Source organism: Paenibacillus sp. FSL H8-0104 (assembly GCF_038050215.1).
Taxonomy (GTDB): domain Bacteria; phylum Bacillota; class Bacilli; order Paenibacillales; family Paenibacillaceae; genus Paenibacillus; species Paenibacillus amylolyticus.
In genome coordinates this window covers 4,512,533-4,533,519 of record NZ_JBBOTC010000001.1, presented here as the reverse complement: position 1 = coordinate 4,533,519, position 20,987 = coordinate 4,512,533, and the positions used below count along the sequence as shown (strand labels likewise).

The window sequence follows — 20,987 nt, the reverse complement described above, 5'->3', positions numbered from 1 at the left end:
TACAATAATGGATTAGTTGTATATTACCCTCTGAGGTGAGGGATAAACGATGAACAGCCGAGGTCGTAAGTGCATTTACCGATGATCTATATAAATTGAAATAAACATTTACACGAAACGGAGAGGACAGAAAAAAACTGAAGAAACGAAGTGTTCGCCTTTATCCCCGGATTTACCCCTTTATAAAAGGAATCAAAAAAATCTGGGGATAACAGCGATCGGAAGGTTGTTCTGTCATCGGAGTGTCCAGTGTAAACATTCTTTAGTTCAACTTATATAAAGGGATCTCGTTCCTATACTTTTGCAAGTCAGAGGAGTATAATGCTGTCCATGAAAGAAATAAGTTCAATAACAGGAATATAAAGGAGTACGTACATATGTTTAGTCTTAGTCTGGCAATCCCTATGCTGTTCACCATGCTGATTCATGCCGCAGACAGCTTGTCATACGCGCTCCGCCTCGGTGGATTACGCACCCGCAGAATCGCGTTGGCCATTTCATTGGCAGGTATCTTGTTGTTGGTTTCTCGAACCTCGAATATGGCCCAGGGTCCGATGGTAGGTAATCTAGTGGATACTGCAACACGTGGAACCAATCCACACTTTGCGGCGCAGCTGCACTGGTTAATGGGTGCGGCAACAATTGGAACGGCATTAGCCATATTGTGTTTTCCAACCATGGTGAAGCTCTCATCAAGAATGGTTGTACATTTTGAAGCAGCCGGTTCCATCCCTGCGATGGTTCGCGGTATGCTGAAGCGAAGCAAGATTAGAAATGCAACGTATTACATCACCCCGCCATCCTGGAAGATGGCCAAACGATTAGTACAACATGGGATGCCAAGACGGTTAATGCTGCTTAATGTAGCGGTAACCGCAATCTATACCACAGGTGTCCTGTCCAGCTTATACGCAGCGTACCTTTACCCAGGGCAGGCTGTAGCTGCATCCCAATCAACCGGGTTAATTAACGGAATAGCGACTATTTTGTTAACCATCCTGATTGATCCGCGGATTTCCCTGCTCAGTGACAAATCATTACGTGGCGAGATCCGTTTGGATCGCATGAATCAGATCTATGGATGCATGCTCGTATCCCGTTTATTCGGTACTCTGTTGGCACAGTTGTTATTAATTCCATTTGCGTATTGGATCGGTTGGATCGTAAGTATGATGTGACGACTTCTTTCCTGAATTGTAGCCAGGCACTCTCTTGTACATCCTTTTGAAACAGCAAATGAGAGGGTGCCTGAGCAAATTGAATTGACGGGGTATTTGTGCTGTGATACTATTAGACCGAATAGTCGGTTTAATTTATGGAGGTTTTTCCAATCGAAGTTAAACGAAGAAAAGATGTTACCCAGATAAAGAAAGACATTGCACGTAATACCAAGGAACTGTTTGCCCAAAAGGGATATAGTGCAACTTCCATGGAAGACATATGTACGATTAACAATCGGAGTAAAGGCAGCATCTATTATCATTTCAAAAGCAAAGAAGAGTTATTCATGTATCTAATCAAGCTTAACAATGAAGATTGGATGGATGCTTGGCTGGACAAAGAAACCGGGTATAAGACTGCCATAGACAAATTGTACGGACTTGCTGATCATTACGTGGATGATTTGGCTAACCCGCTGAATCACGCCATTAACGAGTTTGTCTCGGGTCAGGTCGTCAGTCAGGAGATGCTTGATGAGATGCTTTCCCTGATCCGAATTCCGTATGCGACATACGAGTCCATTATTACTAAAGGGATGGAAGATGGAGAGTTAAAACCGGATGACCCACAGGATGTAATGCACATCATCTACGGTCTGTTTAGCGGATTGACTACACTCTATTATGAGAAGGACCTGACGGATATTCGTCGTATTTACCACAAAGGCATGGCCAGTCTGCTGGCAGGTATTCAACAACATTAATTATGAAAAGCTGATGTAACTGTCAGTTTTTCTTTTTAAATATTAATAAACCGGACAGTCGGTTTAAAAGAGGAGATGGAGAATGAACACATTGTTCAGAAACAAAGCTTTTTTAATCGTGACAGGGTCTGATCTGCTACAAAATCTGGCGATATGGATCCGGAATATGGCAATCCTCTATTATGTAATGGATCGAACTCAAGGAAGTCCAATAGCTGTCTCGCTGATTACCGTACTTGAATATGCCCCGATTTTTGTTTTCTCCATCATAGGCGGTGCACTTGCTGATCGCTGGAATCCCAAACGTACGATGATACTGGGGGATATTCTGAGTGCGTTGTCTATTGTCATGATAATTGGCGTTTTATCTTCCGGGTATTGGCAGATTCTATACGTAGCCACATTTGTATCCTCTATCGTTAGCCAGTTTTCTCAACCATCCTCTCTAAAGATTGTGAGGCGAAATGTAAAAGGAGAACATTTGCAGTCTGCAATTGCTATTACCCAGAGTGGTCAATCGTTGTTTTTAATTCTCGGACCAATCGTCGGAACGTTTATATACACTGCAATGGGAATTCAGGCATCCATGTACGCATTACTCATTCTATTCCTGATCTCTGCGCTTCTACTCACATTTCTGCCTAAAGACGCCACTCAGCGGGTAACAAGTACCTCATTATTAGCGGATATCAGAGAGGGCTGGCAATATGTTGCTCGATCTCGCTCGTTAAAAATGCTTAGTCTGGTATTCATCTGTATAGGGCTTTCTGCAGGTCTCATCAGTCCACTTGGAATATTTCTGATCACTGAACGTCTGGGACTTGAAGCAACGTCGTTACAGTTTTTATCTGGTGCGTCTGGAATAGGTTTATTGATTGGAGGAGGTATTGCGGCTGCTGTAAGTGCTAAGCTGAACCAGACCTTAATTCTGCTTGTAGGTGTGCTGTGTCTGGCTGTAGCCACGATGGGGGAAGTGTTATCCAGTTGGTTCTGGCTGACCCTTTTGATCAGCTTCTTAAGCTCAATCAGTATGGCATTCATCAACGTCATCATCTCCACGTACTTGGTCACTCGGATAGATGAGCATTTGATCGGGAGAGTGAATGGCACCATCACCCCTTTATTCATAGGAAGTATGCTTCTTGGATCTTCCATGGCAGGTGTACTGATGAACAGCACATCCATTTTTATCGTCTACGCAATTTCGGTTACCGTGATGATCATGGGTATTGTTCCAGCGATGCGAATTCAATTTCGTAATGATCAGACGGCTTCTGCCAGCCAATTAAATTCGGAAATCTCTTCGAGCCAAACCTAATCAATGCATTCTCATGCAACAATAGTTCGTCTATGAAAAAAAGAATGTACAACAAAAAAGCAGCGGGATCATCCCACTGCTCTTTTTGTATTTGCATTATAACTTATTGGAAAAGGACGGCGTACTCACCGTATCCTTCTTTTTGCAAGTCTTCTTTGGGTACAAAACGAAGTGCCGCAGAGTTGATGCAATAACGCATTCCACCTGCTTCGGCAGGACCATCGTTGAACAGGTGACCCAGATGGGAATCGCCCTCACGACTTCTCACTTCGGTACGAATCATGAAGTGGCTGAGATCGGTTTTTTCCTTCACGTTGTGGTCACGCAATGGACGTGTGAAGCTCGGCCAGCCGCAGCCGGAGTCGTATTTGTCGGTAGAACTGAACAATGGCTCGCCAGATACGATGTCCACATAGATACCATCACCGTGGTGATCCCAGAATTCGTTATGGAATGCAGGCTCGGTCGCGCTGTTCTGCGTAACTTCATATTGAATCGGCGTCAAACGCTCTTTCAGCCCGTCTTTATCCACGTTACCGGTCCAGTTGCGTTCGATGAAATCTACACGTCCAGAACCTTTGCTGTAGCGTTTGTAATGGGCAGGGTTCTTCCGGTGATAATTTTGGTGATGTTCTTCCGCTTCATAGAACGGTTTGGCTGGCAAAATCGGAGTGAAGATTGGTTTATCAAAACGTCCGCTTTGTCCCAGCTCCGCTTTGGAAGCTTCCGCAATCTGGCGCTGTTCTTCGCTGTGATAGAAGATGGCCGTCTGATAGGAAGATCCACGGTCATGGAATTGCCCGCCTGTATCCGTAGGATCAATCTGCTGCCAGAACAGTTCAACCAGTTTCTTATAAGGGAAGATGGCAGGGTCAAACGTAATTTGCACAGCCTCTACATGTCCTGTTGTCTCCGAGCAGACCTCTTCATATGTTGGATTCTCGGTATCTCCTCCTGTATAACCCGATACGATCTTATGAATACCGGGCAGTTCTTCAAAGGGGGATACCATACACCAGAAGCATCCGCCTGCAAAAGTTGCTAACTCACTTGAATGTTGTTCCATGCTATAGTCACTCCATTTCTGATGAAGATTTAGCGCTCGTGTTCGAGCTCCAGCAATCTACTGTTTTATTGAAACTTGTTACACAAGCATTAGGCTTGCTCTTCTATTATATCCTGAATTGGCAAGCCAACCAAGCCGGAATGAAAACAAGCTGAATCTGAACGGTTTGCTAATTCTGAATTCAGGCTTTGTTGCGTGACCGGAAGCGAAATAAGAGTAATACAATGGCCATGAACACCAGATATCCGGCAAGGATGGCCAGGCTCAGCCAGATTGAGGTTTCAGCCTGTGCACCTGCATAGGCAAATACAAAAATCGCTGGCATTTTCCCAATGGCCGTGGCAAGCATGAAGACCCAGAATGGCGTGTACGTTATACCTGCGTAGATATTAACGGCCATCTGGGGCACGATCGGCAACAGTCGCATCGACATGACACCCATGAACGGATGTGCTTCCATCCATGTGGTAAAACGGTTCAGACCCCGAATACGTTCGAGGTACGATCTCGCCTGATGTCTGAAGATGGTTCTTGCTCCGCCATAAACGAGCATGGCAGCAAGTGTGGTGCCAAGCCAGCATATCCAGGCTGCTGTGGTGGTACCGTAACTGTAACCAAAGGCGATAATAACAAACTTATAAGGAATTACAGGCACAAGAGCGAACAATGTTGCCATGGCGAGTAACAGCGGAATGGACTGATGGAGATCGGTCCAGGCCAGCAGTTCATATCTGTAAATAAACGTGACTCCTGCAAGTAAAACATATAACAGAAGCCATAACCATTTTCGCAAAATCCCAAACGCTCCTTTCAGATCAGGCAGGTCTGGTCGTGTCCCGATCTGTACTGCTGTTCCTCCTAAGTTTACCACGTTCGCCCATTGTCTGAACAATTCGTACGAAGTGTGCTGCAATCATTGGCAAGTTGCTGTCCGAAGGGTTACACTATAGGACGTGGAAATATAGAACCGAACTGAAGGTGGAATGATCATCATGGAAACAACCCAACGTAAACGAGTTGCAATTATCGGCCTCGGCGATATTGCACGTAAAGTATATTTGCCGCTGTTAACAGCTCATCCGAACGTGGAGATTGTAGGCATTATGAACCGATCTCCGGAGCCGGTCAAAGCCGTTCAGGAGGCGTATCGATTAGAACGGGGAACAACGGATCTGAAAGAACTGTTGTCCTGGGACTTGGATGCGGTGTTTGTACATACAGCAACGGAAGCGCACTTTGACATTGTCATGCAATGTCTGGAACAGGGATTAGCCGTGTACGTAGACAAGCCGTTGTCCTATACGATTCGGGAGTCGGAAGAGATGACTGCTTTTGCCGAGGCACAAGGGCTGTTACTGGCAGTGGGCTTCAACCGCAGATTCGCACCGATGTACCAAAAAGCGAAAGAATGGATGCAGGGTGGAAAAGGTTTTGAATCCTTGACAGTGACCAAACATCGTACAGGCATTCAGGATCGTCCTGCGGCAGAAACCATCTATGATGATCTCATCCATATGCTGGATCTGATGTTGTGGTACTCGGATCATAATGTGGAGTTGCTTCATCAATGGATTCGGAAGAATGATCTGGACAGACTGCTGCACGCAACCGGAACGGCCAAGCTGGGCAGAACAGCCTACGGTCGATTCGATATGTTGTGTGAAGCTGGGGCAGATCTGGAGAAGATCGAATTGCATGGTGGTGGACGATCTGTTGAAGTGGTGAACATGGACACGATCAGCTGCATGGAACAGGGGAGTCTGGAAACCAAAGAAACGTTCGGGAGCTGGGAAACCGTGTTAACACGCAGAGGTTTTAGCGGAGCAGTTGATAATTTCCTGGCTTGTCTGGACTCACCTGATGATTGCCTGATCAGTGCAAGTCACGTCATGGACAGTCATGAACTGGCGGAACAATTGATTCGCAAATAATTGCAGAATACACATACGGAGGAATACAAGTCATGGATGAATATGAAAAGGAACGTAATAAACAGATCGAGGAAGCTGTTGTAGAAACCTATAAACAGGAAGAAGAGATGATGATCCTCGTATTTGCCCAGTGGTGTGTCAATAATGGTTTGGACCCGGAAGAGATGTACCGGCAAGCCTACCCGGATCAGCAGAGCAACGAGCGTTTGCAGCAGGTGCAGAAGCTGATTGTATCCAAGGAGGAAGCCGGTGAGATCCCGGATGATACGGTACTTGGCGTGTTGTCCATGTTTGGCAATGAAGATCTGGCGATGGTTGTATCCGAGGCCATAGCCGCGCGCAAATAAGTTCAACTTACGTATACTGGTATGATTACATCTGTTCCCGGTGAATGACGCGGAATTCCTTCGGGGACATGCCGAACCGGGAACGGAATACCCGATGAAAATAGGTATAGTTGTTAAAGCCGGAAGACTCAGACACTTGCTCCAGGGTCATTGGACTGAAAATAATTCGTTCCCTGGCCATATTCAGCCGTACGTCAAGCGTGTATTGCATGATGCTTTTGCCAAACGCTTCTTTGAAGAGATGAACGCCCCGTGAAACACTGATGCCAATATGTGTTGCCACATCATCGAGCTTGAATAAAGAGGAAGCGTTTTCTTCAATGTAGTTTTTGATCTCATAAGCCACATAATTGGTGTTGGTTATCGTTGGATGCTCCGCGAGCAGACGATCCACTTCGAGACATAAAATTCGCATATAATAACTTGAAATTTCCGGATAAGGATTGGAGATGCGGCGCTGCTCCAGTACGAGCTGTCGAAACAGGACCAAGAGACTTTCCGTCAGTTCGACTTTGATTCGGGTCGGCCGTTTGTGACGTTTCCACCACTCATCCACCCAGGAACCATTAAAGAAGATGTGATAGTCACCACTCTCCACTAGTCGTTCTCCCATCGGATTGGTTTCATTGTCTATTCTCAGCTCATAGGGTTCGTCAGGATCAAAAAGAAGCAGATCGCCCGCATCCACCAGGGACATGTCCCCGTCTATGCGTGCACGGCAACGTCCGTCTGTTTGCAGTCTTAACAGGTAGTTCTTCACCCCTTCAGGCTGCACCATAGCGTAGGGTTTACGATGAAATGAAAAGCCTGCTGTAAGAACTTGGCAGGTTTGATCTGTCGGCATGGGCATACTCCTTGCAATTTGAAAATTATGACCAGATAGTTCATGTTTCAATCATATTATTCATTTTAATTGAAGCTGAAACGGAATACCATAGTATTAGATTTAAGGAACAGGAAACATCCAACAAAACATATGTATCTCAACCATTCAAACGCAGATTTTCACCATGCGTAAGGAGATGAACGTCACAGTGGAGAAAATGAAAGCAGGCATCATCGGGTGTGGTAACATCAGCGCCATCTACTTGGAAAATCTCAAAAACAACCCGGTCATTGAAGTCGTGGCTGTTGCGGATTTGATTCGTGAACGCGCTCAGGAACGGGCAGATGAATTTAATATCGCAAACGTTTACAATGTAGATGAGTTGCTGCAAAATAACGAAATTGAACTTGTGTTGAACCTTACGGTTCCTGGCAGTCACGCCATGACCGATCTGGCTGCACTCGAAGCAGGCAAACATGTGTATGCCGAGAAGCCGCTGGCAATTTCTCTTGAGGATGGTCGCAAGGTTGTTGAGTTGGCTGAGGAAAAGGGATTGTATGTTGGTTCTGCACCGGATACCTTCCTTGGTTCAGGCATACAGACAGCTCGTAAAGCCATTGAGGATGGGCTGATTGGTAAGCCGGTTGCAGCGACTTCATTCTTCATGGGTGGAGGACCAGAGGCTTGGCATCCTAATCCGGAGTTCTTTTATGTCGCAGGTGGCGGACCGATGTTTGATATGGGACCTTACTACCTGACCGCTCTGATTACGCTGCTTGGACCGATACGCAGAATCAGCGCCTCGGCAGGCATACAGATTGCAGATCGCAAGATTGGCTCTGGGCCAAAGGAAGGTACAGCGCTTCAAGTAGAGACGCCTACTCACTTGGCAGGAACCATTGATTTTGCAGAAGGTGCCATTGCAACCCTGATCACCAGTTTTGATATTCGCGGAGCTTCGGATCTGCCACGTATTGAAATCTATGGTACAGAAGGTACGCTTAGTGTACCGGACCCCAATTATTTTAACGGGGAAGTGAAGGTTCGCAGATACGGTCAAGACACTTGGGAGACGGTCAAACCAGTCTTCGAAAGTGGACAAAACGAAAGAGGCATCGGCGTAACCGAAATGGTTGAATCCATTCGTGCCGGACGGGAACACAAAGCCAGTAGCAAGCTAGCTTATCACGTTCTGGAAGCCATGCATTCATTCCAGCGTTCTTCACTTGAAGGCAAGCACATACATCTGGAGAGCAGCTATGATTCTTTTGCAGTAACTCGCACAGTTCAAACTGAGATTGAAACCGTGGAATCCCACTAGTCTGAGTAATAAGTGTTCGAAGCTTGATGCTCTTACGAGTGAAGCAGAATAACCAGTATTCTTACGTTCAATTTCAGGATAGAAACACTCTCGATTTTCCACACTAATCAAACAGGCATGTGATCTGAACGGTAATTGTATACAGTTCAATATTCATGAATTCAGCAATCATACGATATCTAATCCAGGGAGGAATCGCACTTGAAACTCGGCGTATTTTTGGTACTATTCGGAGGACGTAAATTGGAGGATGCTCTTGATTATGTAGCATCCAAGGGATTAAAAGCAGTAGAGATCGGAACAGGCGGACATCCAGGCAATGCACATTGTAAGCCAGATGAGTTGTTAAGCAATCCTACAGCATTGAAAAACTTCAAAAATGCAGTGGAATCACGTGGTTTGACGATCAGTGCACTCAGCTGTCACGGTAACCCGCTACATCCGCAAAAGGATATTGCCAAAGGATTTCACGATGATTTTGTTAAAACGGTAGAACTGGCTGAGAAGCTGGAAGTACCTGTAGTGAATACATTCTCCGGTTGTCCGGGAGACCATGAGGATGCCAAATATCCGAACTGGCCTGTTGCACCATGGCCAAATGACTTCCAGGAGATCCTGAAGTGGCAATGGGAGAACAAAGTGATCCCTTACTGGACAGAGTGGGGTAAATTTGCAGCAGATCGTAACGTAAAAGTTGGATTGGAGCTGCACGGTGGATTCTCCGTTCATACACCAGCAACCTTGCTGAGACTGCGTGAAGCAGCAGGTGAAGTGATCGGAGCCAATCTGGACCCAAGTCACATGTGGTGGCAAGGTATTGATCCGGTTCAGGCAATTCACATCTTGGGACGTGAAGGAGCTATCCATCACTTCCATGCAAAAGATACAACAATTGATCCGGTAAACGTGAACAAACACGGTGTAACGGATATGCAGGACTATACCAATATGCTGGATCGGGCTTGGCAGTTCCGCTCGGTCGGTTATGGACATGATAACAAGACTTGGGCAGATATTATGAGTGCCTTGCGTCTGGTCGGATATGATTATGTAGTAAGTATTGAGCACGAAGACGGTCTGATGTCGGTTGAAGAAGGATTCTCTAAAGCCGTGCAAAATCTCCAGCAAGTATTGATCGAAGAACCGCTGGGCGACATGTGGTGGGTTTAGAGCTACACTAGGGGGAAATTGAATATGATCAACGTCACCATTTGGAATGAATTTGTCCATGAGAAAATTCACGATGAAGTAAGGGAAGTCTACCCGGATGGTCTGCATCGAGCACTGGCTGACGGACTTGGCGGCGAAGGCTTTGCTATTCGTACAGCTACACTGGATCAGCCTGAACACGGATTAAGTGATGAAGTGCTGAATTCCACAGATGTGCTCATATGGTGGGGACATATGGCACATGATCGCGTAAGCGATGAGATCTCACAGAAGGTTGCGCAGCGAGTGCTGAACGGCATGGGGATGATTGTGCTCCATTCAGGTCATTTCTCCAAACCATTCAAAGCGCTGATGGGAACAAGCTGCGATCTGAAGTGGCGTGTAGCTGACGAGCAGGAAATTGTATGGTGTGTTAACCCATCTCATCCGATTGCGGATGGCATCGAAGGCAAGATTGTATTGGAAAAAGAAGAGATGTACGGTGAATTCTTCGATATTCCAGTACCGGATGAACTGGTGTTTGTGAGCAACTTCCAGGGTGGGGAAGTATTCCGGAGCGGATGTACGTTCCGGCGTGGTGAAGGTAAAATCTTTTATTTCCGACCAGGTCATGAGACGTATCCGACCTATTACAAACCGGAAATATTAAGAGTGATCAGCAACGCTGTGAAATGGGCATATCCTGCCCGCAGCTTTAAGCCGGAATTTGGCAAGAGCGAACCTGTAAGACCATTTGGTGGCGTGCTGGTCTAATTCACTAACTCAATCGTGTAATGGAAATTATAAGTTTTATTCAAAAAGAACCCTTCTCCGAGTCATTGATGACTGTGGCAGTTGGGTTCTTTTTGGGTAAGATAGTACTATGGGGAAGTTATACGATATTTCCCATGGTGACGACGTAGCGTGTAATGTATACTGGGATGTATGATCCATTTTGGATGATATGCTTCTAAAATTTAAACTTTTTAGTTGCAGGCGTTTTCTTTGAAGCTTAAATATGTTATTATGAAATATACTAACAAAATGTAAGTTGATTTGAGTGATCTCTAAAGAGGTGATTAATGTGGAAGGTCAAGACTTGCGGATGTGTCCGCGTTTTGAGACGGCGTTTTCTTTTTTGGGCAAGCGCTGGAATGGTTTAATTATTCAAACGTTGATGAGTGGTTCGAAGCGATTCAAGGATATTTCCAATCTGATTCCATCCATGAGTGATAAGATGTTATCCGAACGGATGAAAGATCTGGAGAGTGAAGGTATTCTGGTTCGTCACGTCTATCCCGAGACGCCAGTTCGTATTGAATATGAACTGACGGATAAAGGTAGAGCGCTCCAGCCTGTCATGAATCAAATTCAAGACTGGGCTGAGCAGTGGGTTGAGTAACGTATAAGCATCACCCACTTTCGTTACATGAGTGACATAGACTCCTGATTTCCGTGGAAATCAGGGGTTTTTGTCTTCATTATTAGGTGGATCGGCGTTTTTCTCTTAGGCTATGCACATGTTGTCATGAGTTGTAGTATAATCTATAGAAAATGGCCACAGACGGCCGGAGCGAAGGAGGCCCACTTGTCATGAGAGAAGAAAGCTTATCCCGTGAAGTACGCTACGGCAAAAAAGATATTGCGGAACTTGAGAGCGCATCCATTCAGGTACATCTAATCTACAAAAAAGCTGCGGAGTTGTTTAAGCGCACAGCATATTCGCGTTCGGTTAAAGATGATTTTGCCGAAGTGAATACGCATTCTGTGAACAGCGATGGTCCGAAATTAGCTCCGGCGGTGCTGCAAAAATGGATTCAAACGTCCAGGGGCTGGAAGTGTATCGGATGTGAGCTGGGACAACCTGATTCAACGATGTCTCAGATGGAAGAAACAATCCATGGAAAGCAATTGGTTCTGGATGTGGGAGAAGGTCGATTGGTTCAGGCAGAAATGCTGATTCAGGCGGTTGTCTGGTCTCAATATGAGAAGATTCGAATGTTTGCACCATGGCTTGGTGATGAACCCTTTTATAGCGTGCAGGAACTGGATGTCATTGCCCGTTATATTGTGCCTACCTATTTCTCGGAACGGCCTTTGCATGAGCAAGGCAAGGTATTCAAGGTACATCAACAATATGGGCAGATTCCGTTGTATCAGGAGTATGTAGATGCACCTACATTTTGCGTACAGGTGGATGGTGGATTGCTTGAAGGGCGATTGCTGACAGGTGTATATGTATCTGAGGAGCAGTTCTTCGGGCTTAATCCATATCTGAAAGATGGCGATGGAGGACGGACATACATGCAGGCTAGTGTCCAATGATAACGTAACCAATGAGAACATAAAAATGATATAGATTGGAGAGCCTGTGTGCAGGCTCTCTTTCTTGTACAAGCCTTATTTGGAGGCGGTACCCTATAAAAGTAACGGCTTTGACACTTTTTTTTGCCGAAAGTTGTGCCATAATAGAGGTTATGGACAACAGGGTGAATGATTTTACGCAGGGTGGTGTTACCTACATGATGAAGAAAATCCCCGGTTACATAGGTGTATGTTTGCTCCTACTGGCGATCTTGGCTGGTTGTAGTGAGACACAGCCTTCTGAGCAGCCAATTGTCAAGGAGACAGAAACAGCGAATACAATCACAGTGGCTGTAGATGGCAGTACGTTTTTGCCTGATGCAACAAAGTCCATTAAGCGAGATTTTAGTGAGGGTTTGACACTCAAAAAAGCATTACTCAATAGCGGACTGGTTGATTTTACGGCAGATGGCAAGCGGATTCAATCCGTCGGTGAAGTTTCTCTGGATTCTTCGCTTAGCTGGGCTGTCAAATTGAATGGCAAGGATATTGAACAGGAAGATTGGGACATGGAACTTCATGCCAAAGATGAAGTGATCATTTACGTGAAAGCCGCTGACAGTGGGGGGGATGGCGTTGCATATCAGACAACGTTACTCAAGGTTAGCGGTGGAAACATTATGCCAACCCTTAATCGTCAATATGCCGGCGTCTACGTTCAGGAGTGCACAGTTCGTGATGTGTTGAAGTCGAGCGGCATTGTAAGAATGTCGGAGAATAACAAATTTGTCGTTTCGGTCGAGAATGTCACGCCTCGTATGAATGAGCGGTGGGTCATTATGGTGAATGACAAAGAATTAATGGAAAATGGTCTGGACATGAAATTGAATCCACGTGATGCGGTAAAGCTTGAATTGACCAATGCATCCTAAGTATACCAAGAAGCCCAATCTCTTTTTAGAGAACTGGGCTTTTTTTCATTAAATATATATAAGCAATATCCGATTATCATAGTCAAATGTTAAATACGACAGATCTCGTTCGGGCAAAGCTCACAGTGACAGATTCCTTGCAGCATCTTCAGATCTTTGATGACAATCATGCCATTGTCATATTCAATCCCATCTTTCTTACGCAGATCGCTTAACATGCGGTTTACACTTTCACGAGTGGCTCCAATCATATTGGACAGGTCCGTATGGGTAATTTTTTTGTGAATAATGACATGCTCTCCATGAGGCTCACCATACGAATTCGACAACCGAATGAGGGTGGAGCAAAGTGCACCCGGTTTGCCATATAACATGAGATCCCGGAATTTGGTCTGTGTCAACCGGTGGTGGATGCCCATCCATTTCATAAAATCGATCGCGAAGTCACAATGCTGGCAGATTAACATTTCCAGGTCTTTATGTTCCAGTACACCGATCTCACTGTCCTCCAATACTTCCGCTGAGAAGCTGTGTTTAGAGCCAAAGAAGGGATCAGCCTGCCCAATCATATCACCGGATTGATACATGTACATGATCAGTTCCTTGCCTTCATCCGTGGATTTGGTGATCTGGGCACGGCCCCGTTTCATATAATAAAGTTTGTCAGAGATGTCGCCTTCCCAGTACAGATGTGTACCTTCCGGATAGGTTCTATCTTTCATGGTAACCAGCAGATGGTTGAAATTTGCTTCCGAGAAACAGTTAGTATTACCGCGCTTTTCCAGTACAGTTGTTAGTTCTCTCATAAGTCTATCTCCCCTTTATGTCCATCGGACGACCTTCTGTAGTAAGCAGTAGCCTCCGAGGTTCGCCGCAAACCGTTGCCGTCCTGATCAGGGTCATCTCGGCCGGGAGGAAGGACGGTACAAATTGCGGTGGTTCAATTTTTAAGTTCAGTATATACCTAATCTTACCGTTTGAGGGGGAAGGAAAGGGGGCAAAAATGACGAAATTTCAAACATTGTGATAAAATTCACTTTTAATGGAGAGGATGAATTTTACAGCTCTATATTTTAAATAGGAAGTGAAAATGGTCGTATGAAGGACACTACAAAACTTAAATTAAATTTGTTATACTTTGTGAAAAAAATCACATAATTAAGTTTATTGTCATGTTACGATGTGAATGTAAACGAGAGAGACAAACTAATACGAACCTTTAGGAGGATGAGGGAGATGGCTGTAAAGAACGAAGTCGCCCCAGCAAAAGAACCGACAGCAGGTCAGTATATTCAAACGTTAATCGACAAAGCGAATAAAGCACACGCCGCATTCATGAAGATGGACCAGAAGCAGATTGACCGGATTGTGCAAGCAATGGCGCTTGCGGGTCTGGATAAACACATGATGCTCGCCAAGATGGCCGTAGAAGAAACAGGCCGCGGAGTATATGAGGATAAAATCACCAAAAATATATTTGCAACAGAATATGTGTACCACAGTATCAAGTACGATAAAACCGTAGGTGTGATTGAAGATAACGAGTATGAAAGCTTCCAAAAAATTGCGGAGCCGGTCGGCATCATCATGGGTATTACACCAGTTACCAACCCAACATCAACGACGATGTTTAAAGCATTGATTTCCATCAAGACGCGTAACCCGATCATCTTTGGTTTTCACCCATCTGCACAGAATTGTAGCCGGGAAGCTGCCAAAATCCTGCTGGAAGCGGCTGTGAAACATGGTGCACCAGCAGATTGCATTCAGTGGATTGATGATCCTTCCATGGATCGTACAAACGAACTGATGAATCACAATGATGTGGCTCTCATTCTGGCAACAGGCGGATCAGGCATGGTACGTGCAGCGTACAGCTGTGGTAAACCTGCACTGGGCGTAGGACCGGGTAACGTACCTTGCTTTATCGAGAAAAGCGCGGATATCAATCAGGCAGTAACGGATTTGATCCTGTCCAAGTCTTTCGATAACGGCATGATCTGTGCTTCCGAGCAAGCGGTCATCATTGAAGAACCGATCTTTGATCAAGTGAAGAAAAAAATGATTGCAAATGGCTGTTACTTTGTTAACAAAGATGAAGCAGCAAAATTGACAGCAGGTGCGATTAATACCGAGAAATGTGCGGTGAACCCGGCGATTGTTGGTCAATCTGCGGTAAGCATTGCGAAGTTGTGCGGTATTGAAGTTCCAGCAGGCACCAAAATTCTCGTGGCCGAGATTGAAGGGGTAGGTACCAAATTCCCATTGTCGGCTGAGAAATTAAGCCCGGTACTGGCTTGTTACAAAGTTAAAACGGCAGCAGAGGGCATTGAACGTGCAGCAGAAGTGGTTGCTTTTGGCGGCATGGGTCACTCCTCGGTTATCCACTCCACAAATGAAGAAGTGATCGGCAAATTCGCAGATCGTCTGCAAACTGGACGGATTATTGTGAACTCACCATCCACACATGGTGCCATCGGGGATATCTACAACACAAACATGCCGTCATTGACACTGGGATGCGGATCATACGGACGTAACTCGACTTCTTCCAACGTAACCGCTGTGAACTTAATCAATGTGAAAAGGGTGGCTCGCCGTACCGTGAATATGCAATGGTTCAAAGTGCCGAACAAAGTCTACTTCGAAAAAGGGGCAACGCAGTATCTTGCCAAAATGCCTGACATCACACGTGTGGCGATTATTACGGATGCCATGATGGTGAAGCTTGGATATGTTGAAAAGGTAGAACACTATCTGCGTCAACGCCAAATGCCAGTAGCGATCGAAGTGTTCTCCGATGTTGAGCCAGATCCATCCACAACAACGGTAGATCGTGGAACCGAAATGATGCGCCGCTTCCAACCAGACTGCATTATCGCACTCGGCGGTGGATCACCGATGGATGCTGCCAAAGCCATGTGGTTGTTCTATGAATATCCGGACACGGACTTCAACGATCTGAAACAAAAATTCATGGATATCCGCAAACGGATCTACAAATATCCACGTCTCGGCGTAAAAGCGAAATTTGTAGCGATCCCAACAACATCCGGTACAGGTTCTGAAGTGACATCGTTCGCGGTTATCACAGATAAAAATCAAGGTAACACCAAATATCCATTGGCCGACTATGAGCTGACACCAGACGTAGCGATTGTCGATCCGGAGTTCGTATACTCCCTGCCGAGAACAGCCGTTGCAGATACAGGCATGGACGTACTGACGCATGCGATTGAAGCTTATGTATCTGTTATGGCAAATGATTACACGGATGGACTTGCGATCAAAGCAATCCAACTGGTATTCCAATACCTGGAGCAATCGGCACTGCAAGGAGATAAACTGGCACGTGAGAAAATGCATAATGCTTCCACGATTGCAGGTATGGCGTTTGCCAACGCATTCCTGGGCATCAACCACAGCTTGGCGCACAAATGGGGCGGTCAGTATCACACCGCACACGGACGCACAAATGCAATCCTGATGCCACACGTCATTCGTTACAACGCGAAAAAACCGACCAAATTTGCATCGTTCCCGAAATATTCACACTTTGTAGCAGATGAGCGGTATGCCGAAATCGCCCGCATCTTGGGATTGCCTGCTCGCACGACAGAAGAAGGTGTTACCAGTCTCATCAATGCCATCCGTAACCTGAACAAAATCTTGGGCATTGAAGAATCGTTCCAGGAAATCGGATTTGATGCCAAAGACTTCGAAGCACATGTAGATTATCTGGCAGACCGTGCCTTCGAAGACCAATGTACAACCGCTAATCCGAAGTTACCGCTGGTAACTGAACTGGCTGATGTATACCGCAACGCTTTCTACGGAAAGTTTGAATAAAGAATCTAGAACGAAGCGTGCCTTACGGCAAGAAGATCAGGGTTCCCCGAGAGGGGAGCCCCGATTGCCGTCTTTCACACAATAACGAGAGGGCAGAAAAACAAAAGAGCGAAGCGTCTGTTTTTCAGGGTATATTCTAAGATTTGATTTGCTCCGAGCATAGAGGAGCAAAAGCGTTCTAGAGAGGTTACACGGAATCCGTGACATGACTGTTTGAGCCAGATGTTCACACAATAACGAAGAGGGCAGAAAAACAGAAGAGCGAGCATCTGTTTTTCAGGGTTTATTTCTAAGATTTGGTTTGCTCCGAACCTAGAGGAGCAAAAGGGTTCTAAAGAGGTAGTATGGAATTCGTGATGTGGCTGTTTGAGCCAGATGTTCACACAATAACGGAGAGGGCAGAAAAAACTGAAGAAGCGGAGCGTTCGCCTTTATCCCCGGATTTTCCCCTTTGAAATATAAAATTGAAAAAATCCGGGGATAACAGCGATCGGAAGTTGTTCTGCCCGCGCAGTGGCTAAGTGTGAATTTACAGGGGTCAATGCGACACAGCGCAGGTGGAGTGAGTTAGTTCACTGGCTTTGTGACAAAAATCACAGATGATGAAAGCCCCAAGTCGTATACTGAAAATGTAAGAAAAACATTCATCCCGCGGTTCCGGTTCCCAAGTAGAGAGAACATGTTCCGGTTTATGTGAAACAATTCACATTAATCGCGGCTCTGGGCACACAATGCTACGAATGAAGCAAGATGTTATGTGTCCAGAAATCCAAATTAGTGGAGGGATTACGATGTCGGTGATTGAAAAAGATGTCAAACAACAAACAGGCTGGAGAAACTTTACCAAAGGAACATGGACCAAATCCGTAGATGTGAATGATTTTCTGGCACACAACTTGTCTCCGTATTACGGTGACGAAGCATTTCTCGCAGGTGCAACCCAGAATACCAAAGAATTGTGGGAGATCGTATCTGATCTGACCAAAAAAGAACGGGATAACGGCGGTGTCCTTGACGTTGACGTGAACACACCAGGTACTATTATTTCTCACCAACCCGGTTATCTGGATCAATCCAAAGAGCAGATTGTCGGCGTTCAGACCGATGCTCCGTTCAAACGTTCCATTCAACCAACAGGCGGAATTCGCATGATGATTGACGCATGTGAGGCATATGGCTTTGAAATGCCACAGGGCGTCATTGATATATTTACAAACATTCGCAAAACACACAACCAGGGTGTATTCGATGCTTATACTTCCGACATGCGTGCAGCGCGTAAAGCAGGAATTATTACAGGTCTGCCAGATGCTTACGGCCGTGGCCGGATCATCGGTGACTATCGTCGTGTAGCTTTGTACGGGGTAGACTTCCTGATTCGTAACAAAAAAGGCGAACTGAATGCACTCGAAGTTGATGTTATTGATGAAGATGTCATTCGTCTGCGGGAAGAATTGTCTGAACAGATTCGTGCATTGCAAGAATTGAAACAATTGGGCGATATGCACGGGTTCGATATTTCCTTGCCAGCGACAACAGCAAAAGAAGCGTTCCAATGGTTGTACTTCGGTTATCTCGCTGCGATCAAAGAACAGAACGGTGCTGCGATGTCACTGGGACGTGTATCTTCTTTCCTGGATATCTACATTGAACGTGACCTGCAAGAAGGTATTTTGTCCGAAGAACAGGCTCAGGAATTGGTTGACCATTTTGTAATGAAACTGCGAATTGTCAAATTCCTGCGTACACCGGATTACAACGAACTGTTCAGTGGAGATCCAACATGGGTGACTGAGTCCATCGGTGGTATGTCCGTGAATGGCGAAACACGTGTAACCAAAAACAGTTTCCGTTTCCTGCATACACTGCACAACTTGGGTCCTGCACCAGAACCAAACTTGACTGTTCTCTGGTCAACGAAACTTCCAGAAGCTTTCAAAGATTATTGCAGCAAAGTATCCATCGAAACCAGCTCAATCCAGTATGAAAATGATGATCTGATGCGTCCGATCTACGGTGACGATTACGGTATTGCTTGCTGTGTGTCGGCGATGAAGATCGGGAAACAAATGCAATTCTTCGGCGCTCGTGCCAACCTGGCAAAAGCTCTCCTGTATGCGATCAACGGTGGTCGTGACGAGAAATCCGGAGCCCAAGTTGGACCTGAGTATCCTGCCATTACTAGCGAAGTGCTGGATTACAATGAGGTTATGAAACGCTTCAAACCAATGATGGAGTGGCTCGCGAAGCTGTATATGAACACCCTTAACGTCATTCACTACATGCACGATAAATACAGCTATGAGCGTATCGAAATGGCATTACATGACCGTGATATTGTACGCACGATGGCTTGTGGTATCGCTGGTCTGTCGGTTACAGCAGATTCACTGAGTGCAATTAAATATGCCAAAGTAAAACCAATTCGTAACGAACAAGGCATCGCTGTTGATTTCGAAATCGAAGGAGACTTCCCTTGTTACGGTAACAATGAAGACAGCGTAGACAGCATTGCTGTTGAACTGGTTGAGAACTTCATGGGCATGATTCGCAAGCACAAAGCTTACCGTAATGCAGTGCCAACGCAATCCGTTCTGACGATCACTTCCAACGTGGTATATGGTAAGAAAACAGGGACTACACCGGATGGTCGTAAAGCAGGTGAACCGTTTGCTCCAGGTGCAAACCCAATGCATGGTCGTGATAAAAAAGGTGCACTGGCATCCCTTGGCTCTGTAGCCAAATTGCCTTATGAACACAGTCTTGACGGGATTTCCAATACCTTCTCTATCGTGCCAAAAGCATTGGGTAAAGAGGAGACTACACGTAAATCCAACCTGACTGCGATGATGGATGGTTACTTCGGTCAAAACGCTCATCACCTGAACGTCAACGTATTTGATCGTCAACAATTGATTGATGCGATGGATCACCCGGAAAACTATCCGCAACTGACTGTACGGGTATCTGGATATGCGGTTAACTTCATTAAACTGACTCGTGAACAACAGTTGGATGTCATCAACCGTACGTTCCATGGCTCGATGTAAGTAATTTGCAAGTAGAAGACCGCTAGAGCAAGGCATTCCAAATCATATAAAACGCACAGCGGATGCGGATACAGAAAGGAAGAGGCAGCATGGTTAACGGACATATTCATTCACTCGAAACTTTCGGGACGGTTGACGGCCCAGGCATCCGCTTTGTGCTTTTTATGCAAGGATGTCTACTGAAGTGTCAGTATTGCCATAACCCCGATACATGGGCGCTGGATGGTGGAAAAGAAATGACGCTTGAGGAGGTACTGGCTGAAATTGAGCCGTATCTATCCTATTACCGCAGCTCTGGAGGCGGACTCACGATATCTGGCGGTGAACCAACGTTACAGGCTCACTTTGTAGCCGAAATCTTCAAGGAAGTGAAGCGCCGCTGGGGATTGCATACGACACTGGATAGCAACGGGTTTAACGAACCGGATCGGATTCACGATCTGTTGGATCACACAGACCTGGTTCTGTTGGACCTCAAACATATTGATGACGAGAAACATATCAAGCTGACAGGCAAATCCAACGAGAGAACGTTGAAAACGGCCAAGTGGTTATCGGAGCAAGGTCGGAAAATGTGGATACGCCACGTGTATGTGCCTGGTATTCATAACGAGGAAGAGGATCTGCTTAACCTCGGACGGTTTATAGGCACACTAAATGGCGTCGAGAAGTTCGAAATTCTTCCATACCATCAGATGGGGATCTACAAATGGGAAGCGCTCGGTAAAGTATATCCACTGGATGGTGTTCCTTCACCAAGTGAAGAAGAAGTGGAGCGGGCGTATCGTCTGATCGAACAAGGTCGCCAGGAAACGGCTGGCGTGGCCTGTTCCGGTAATTAACTACCTTTATATGCAGGATGTATATAATTTGAACTAACTATTTACACGAGAACGAAGAGGACAGAAATAAGCTGAAGAAGCGGAGCGTTCGCCTTTATCCCCAGATTTTCACCTTTGTAAAAGTGGAT

General features: G+C 45.7%; 18 protein-coding genes. 14 read left to right on the top strand and 4 right to left on the bottom strand.

All coding sequences use genetic code 11. The features are described from left to right. Positions 1-377: 377 nt before the first annotated feature. From NST38_RS20180 to NST38_RS20170, 3 genes are all read left to right on the top strand, one after another. Positions 378-1,178, top strand: a complete 801-nt coding sequence (locus NST38_RS20180; RefSeq protein WP_036614460.1) for a lipid II flippase Amj family protein — start codon at positions 378-380, stop codon at positions 1,176-1,178. A gap of 137 nt (positions 1,179-1,315) precedes the next feature. Then, positions 1,316-1,924: a TetR/AcrR family transcriptional regulator gene (locus NST38_RS20175; RefSeq protein ID WP_076250972.1), complete on the top strand. Its 609-nt coding sequence runs from the start codon at positions 1,316-1,318 to the stop codon at positions 1,922-1,924. Between the two features lie 82 nt (positions 1,925-2,006). After that, positions 2,007-3,242 carry an MFS transporter gene (locus tag NST38_RS20170; protein WP_076250974.1) on the top strand — a complete coding sequence of 412 codons (1,236 nt, stop codon included), beginning with the start codon at positions 2,007-2,009 and terminating at the stop codon, positions 3,240-3,242. A 103-nt stretch (positions 3,243-3,345) separates the two neighbouring features. Here NST38_RS20170 and msrA read toward each other — a convergent pair whose 3' ends face one another. Both msrA and NST38_RS20160 read right to left on the bottom strand, forming a co-directional pair. Next, the gene (gene msrA / locus NST38_RS20165; protein WP_076250976.1) at positions 3,346-4,308 is read right to left on the bottom strand and encodes a peptide-methionine (S)-S-oxide reductase MsrA; all 963 of its coding nucleotides are present in this window, start codon (positions 4,306-4,308) and stop codon (positions 3,346-3,348) included. A gap of 181 nt (positions 4,309-4,489) precedes the next feature. Beyond that, entirely contained in the window at positions 4,490-5,200 is a 711-nt protein-coding gene (locus NST38_RS20160; protein ID WP_162158991.1) for a TVP38/TMEM64 family protein, read from the bottom strand. Between the two features lie 100 nt (positions 5,201-5,300). On the opposite strand from NST38_RS20160, the gene NST38_RS20155 reads away from it, so the two are divergent. Both NST38_RS20155 and NST38_RS20150 read left to right on the top strand, forming a co-directional pair. Continuing rightward, positions 5,301-6,239, top strand: coding sequence for a Gfo/Idh/MocA family protein (locus tag NST38_RS20155; RefSeq protein WP_076250978.1), 939 nt, complete (start codon positions 5,301-5,303; stop codon positions 6,237-6,239). A gap of 32 nt (positions 6,240-6,271) precedes the next feature. Then, positions 6,272-6,586: a hypothetical protein gene (locus tag NST38_RS20150; protein ID WP_036674958.1), complete on the top strand. Its 315-nt coding sequence runs from the start codon at positions 6,272-6,274 to the stop codon at positions 6,584-6,586. A gap of 25 nt (positions 6,587-6,611) precedes the next feature. On the opposite strand, the gene NST38_RS20145 is transcribed toward NST38_RS20150, so the two are convergent. Then, positions 6,612-7,430: an AraC family transcriptional regulator gene (locus NST38_RS20145; RefSeq protein WP_036674960.1), complete on the bottom strand. Its 819-nt coding sequence runs from the start codon at positions 7,428-7,430 to the stop codon at positions 6,612-6,614. A gap of 190 nt (positions 7,431-7,620) precedes the next feature. Between NST38_RS20145 and NST38_RS20140 the strand changes: the two genes are divergently transcribed. The 6 genes from NST38_RS20140 to NST38_RS20115 all read left to right on the top strand — a co-directional run bounded on the left by NST38_RS20140 (position 7,621) and on the right by NST38_RS20115 (position 13,118). Further along, positions 7,621-8,733 (top strand): Gfo/Idh/MocA family protein, encoded by a 1,113-nt coding sequence (locus NST38_RS20140; RefSeq protein ID WP_076250980.1) that lies wholly within the window; start codon positions 7,621-7,623, stop codon positions 8,731-8,733. A gap of 201 nt (positions 8,734-8,934) precedes the next feature. Then, positions 8,935-9,903 (top strand): sugar phosphate isomerase/epimerase family protein, encoded by a 969-nt coding sequence (locus tag NST38_RS20135; RefSeq protein WP_036674961.1) that lies wholly within the window; start codon positions 8,935-8,937, stop codon positions 9,901-9,903. A 24-nt stretch (positions 9,904-9,927) separates the two neighbouring features. Beyond that, positions 9,928-10,656 (top strand): ThuA domain-containing protein, encoded by a 729-nt coding sequence (locus NST38_RS20130; RefSeq protein WP_017687549.1) that lies wholly within the window; start codon positions 9,928-9,930, stop codon positions 10,654-10,656. Positions 10,657-10,987: 331 nt separating this feature from the next. Beyond that, on the top strand, positions 10,988-11,284 hold the full coding sequence (locus NST38_RS20125) for a winged helix-turn-helix transcriptional regulator (protein ID WP_179087864.1): 297 nt from the start codon (positions 10,988-10,990) through the stop codon (positions 11,282-11,284). A 191-nt stretch (positions 11,285-11,475) separates the two neighbouring features. After that, positions 11,476-12,207: a hypothetical protein gene (locus NST38_RS20120; protein WP_076250982.1), complete on the top strand. Its 732-nt coding sequence runs from the start codon at positions 11,476-11,478 to the stop codon at positions 12,205-12,207. Between the two features lie 197 nt (positions 12,208-12,404). Beyond that, positions 12,405-13,118 (top strand): hypothetical protein, encoded by a 714-nt coding sequence (locus NST38_RS20115; RefSeq protein ID WP_017687552.1) that lies wholly within the window; start codon positions 12,405-12,407, stop codon positions 13,116-13,118. Between the two features lie 89 nt (positions 13,119-13,207). Here the strand turns inward: NST38_RS20115 and NST38_RS20110 are convergent, their stop codons facing one another. Next, positions 13,208-13,924 carry a Crp/Fnr family transcriptional regulator gene (locus NST38_RS20110; RefSeq protein ID WP_036614443.1) on the bottom strand — a complete coding sequence of 239 codons (717 nt, stop codon included), beginning with the start codon at positions 13,922-13,924 and terminating at the stop codon, positions 13,208-13,210. A gap of 430 nt (positions 13,925-14,354) precedes the next feature. On the opposite strand from NST38_RS20110, the gene adhE reads away from it, so the two are divergent. The 3 genes from adhE to pflA all read left to right on the top strand — a co-directional run bounded on the left by adhE (position 14,355) and on the right by pflA (position 20,859). Continuing rightward, complete coding sequence (gene adhE, locus NST38_RS20105) at positions 14,355-16,967, top strand: bifunctional acetaldehyde-CoA/alcohol dehydrogenase (protein WP_076250984.1); 2,613 nt, start codon at positions 14,355-14,357, stop codon at positions 16,965-16,967. Positions 16,968-17,758: 791 nt separating this feature from the next. Further along, positions 17,759-20,017: a formate C-acetyltransferase gene (gene pflB / locus NST38_RS20100; RefSeq protein ID WP_047843639.1), complete on the top strand. Its 2,259-nt coding sequence runs from the start codon at positions 17,759-17,761 to the stop codon at positions 20,015-20,017. An 89-nt stretch (positions 20,018-20,106) separates the two neighbouring features. After that, positions 20,107-20,859: a pyruvate formate-lyase-activating protein gene (gene pflA, locus NST38_RS20095; protein WP_076250986.1), complete on the top strand. Its 753-nt coding sequence runs from the start codon at positions 20,107-20,109 to the stop codon at positions 20,857-20,859. Positions 20,860-20,987 lie beyond the last annotated feature (128 nt).

Bases quoted from the DNA above. Each gene is read 5' to 3' on its own strand.
- NST38_RS20155 (WP_076250978.1), top strand. From the start codon at position 5,301: ATGGAAACAACCCAACGTAAACGAGTTGCAATTATCGGCCTCGGCGAT.
- NST38_RS20110 (WP_036614443.1), bottom strand. From the start codon at position 13,924: ATGAGAGAACTAACAACTGTACTGGAAAAGCGCGGTAATACTAACTGT.
- NST38_RS20170 (WP_076250974.1), top strand. From the start codon at position 2,007: ATGAACACATTGTTCAGAAACAAAGCTTTTTTAATCGTGACAGGGTCT.
- NST38_RS20125 (WP_179087864.1), top strand. From the start codon at position 10,988: ATGTGTCCGCGTTTTGAGACGGCGTTTTCTTTTTTGGGCAAGCGCTGG.
- NST38_RS20145 (WP_036674960.1), bottom strand. From the start codon at position 7,430: ATGCCGACAGATCAAACCTGCCAAGTTCTTACAGCAGGCTTTTCATTT.
- NST38_RS20130 (WP_017687549.1), top strand. From the start codon at position 9,928: ATGATCAACGTCACCATTTGGAATGAATTTGTCCATGAGAAAATTCAC.
- adhE (WP_076250984.1), top strand. From the start codon at position 14,355: ATGGCTGTAAAGAACGAAGTCGCCCCAGCAAAAGAACCGACAGCAGGT.
- NST38_RS20150 (WP_036674958.1), top strand. From the start codon at position 6,272: ATGGATGAATATGAAAAGGAACGTAATAAACAGATCGAGGAAGCTGTT.
- NST38_RS20115 (WP_017687552.1), top strand. From the start codon at position 12,405: ATGATGAAGAAAATCCCCGGTTACATAGGTGTATGTTTGCTCCTACTG.
- msrA (WP_076250976.1), bottom strand. From the start codon at position 4,308: ATGGAACAACATTCAAGTGAGTTAGCAACTTTTGCAGGCGGATGCTTC.
- pflA (WP_076250986.1), top strand. From the start codon at position 20,107: ATGGTTAACGGACATATTCATTCACTCGAAACTTTCGGGACGGTTGAC.
- NST38_RS20120 (WP_076250982.1), top strand. From the start codon at position 11,476: ATGAGAGAAGAAAGCTTATCCCGTGAAGTACGCTACGGCAAAAAAGAT.
- pflB (WP_047843639.1), top strand. From the start codon at position 17,759: ATGTCGGTGATTGAAAAAGATGTCAAACAACAAACAGGCTGGAGAAAC.
- NST38_RS20175 (WP_076250972.1), top strand. From the start codon at position 1,316: ATGGAGGTTTTTCCAATCGAAGTTAAACGAAGAAAAGATGTTACCCAG.
- NST38_RS20180 (WP_036614460.1), top strand. From the start codon at position 378: ATGTTTAGTCTTAGTCTGGCAATCCCTATGCTGTTCACCATGCTGATT.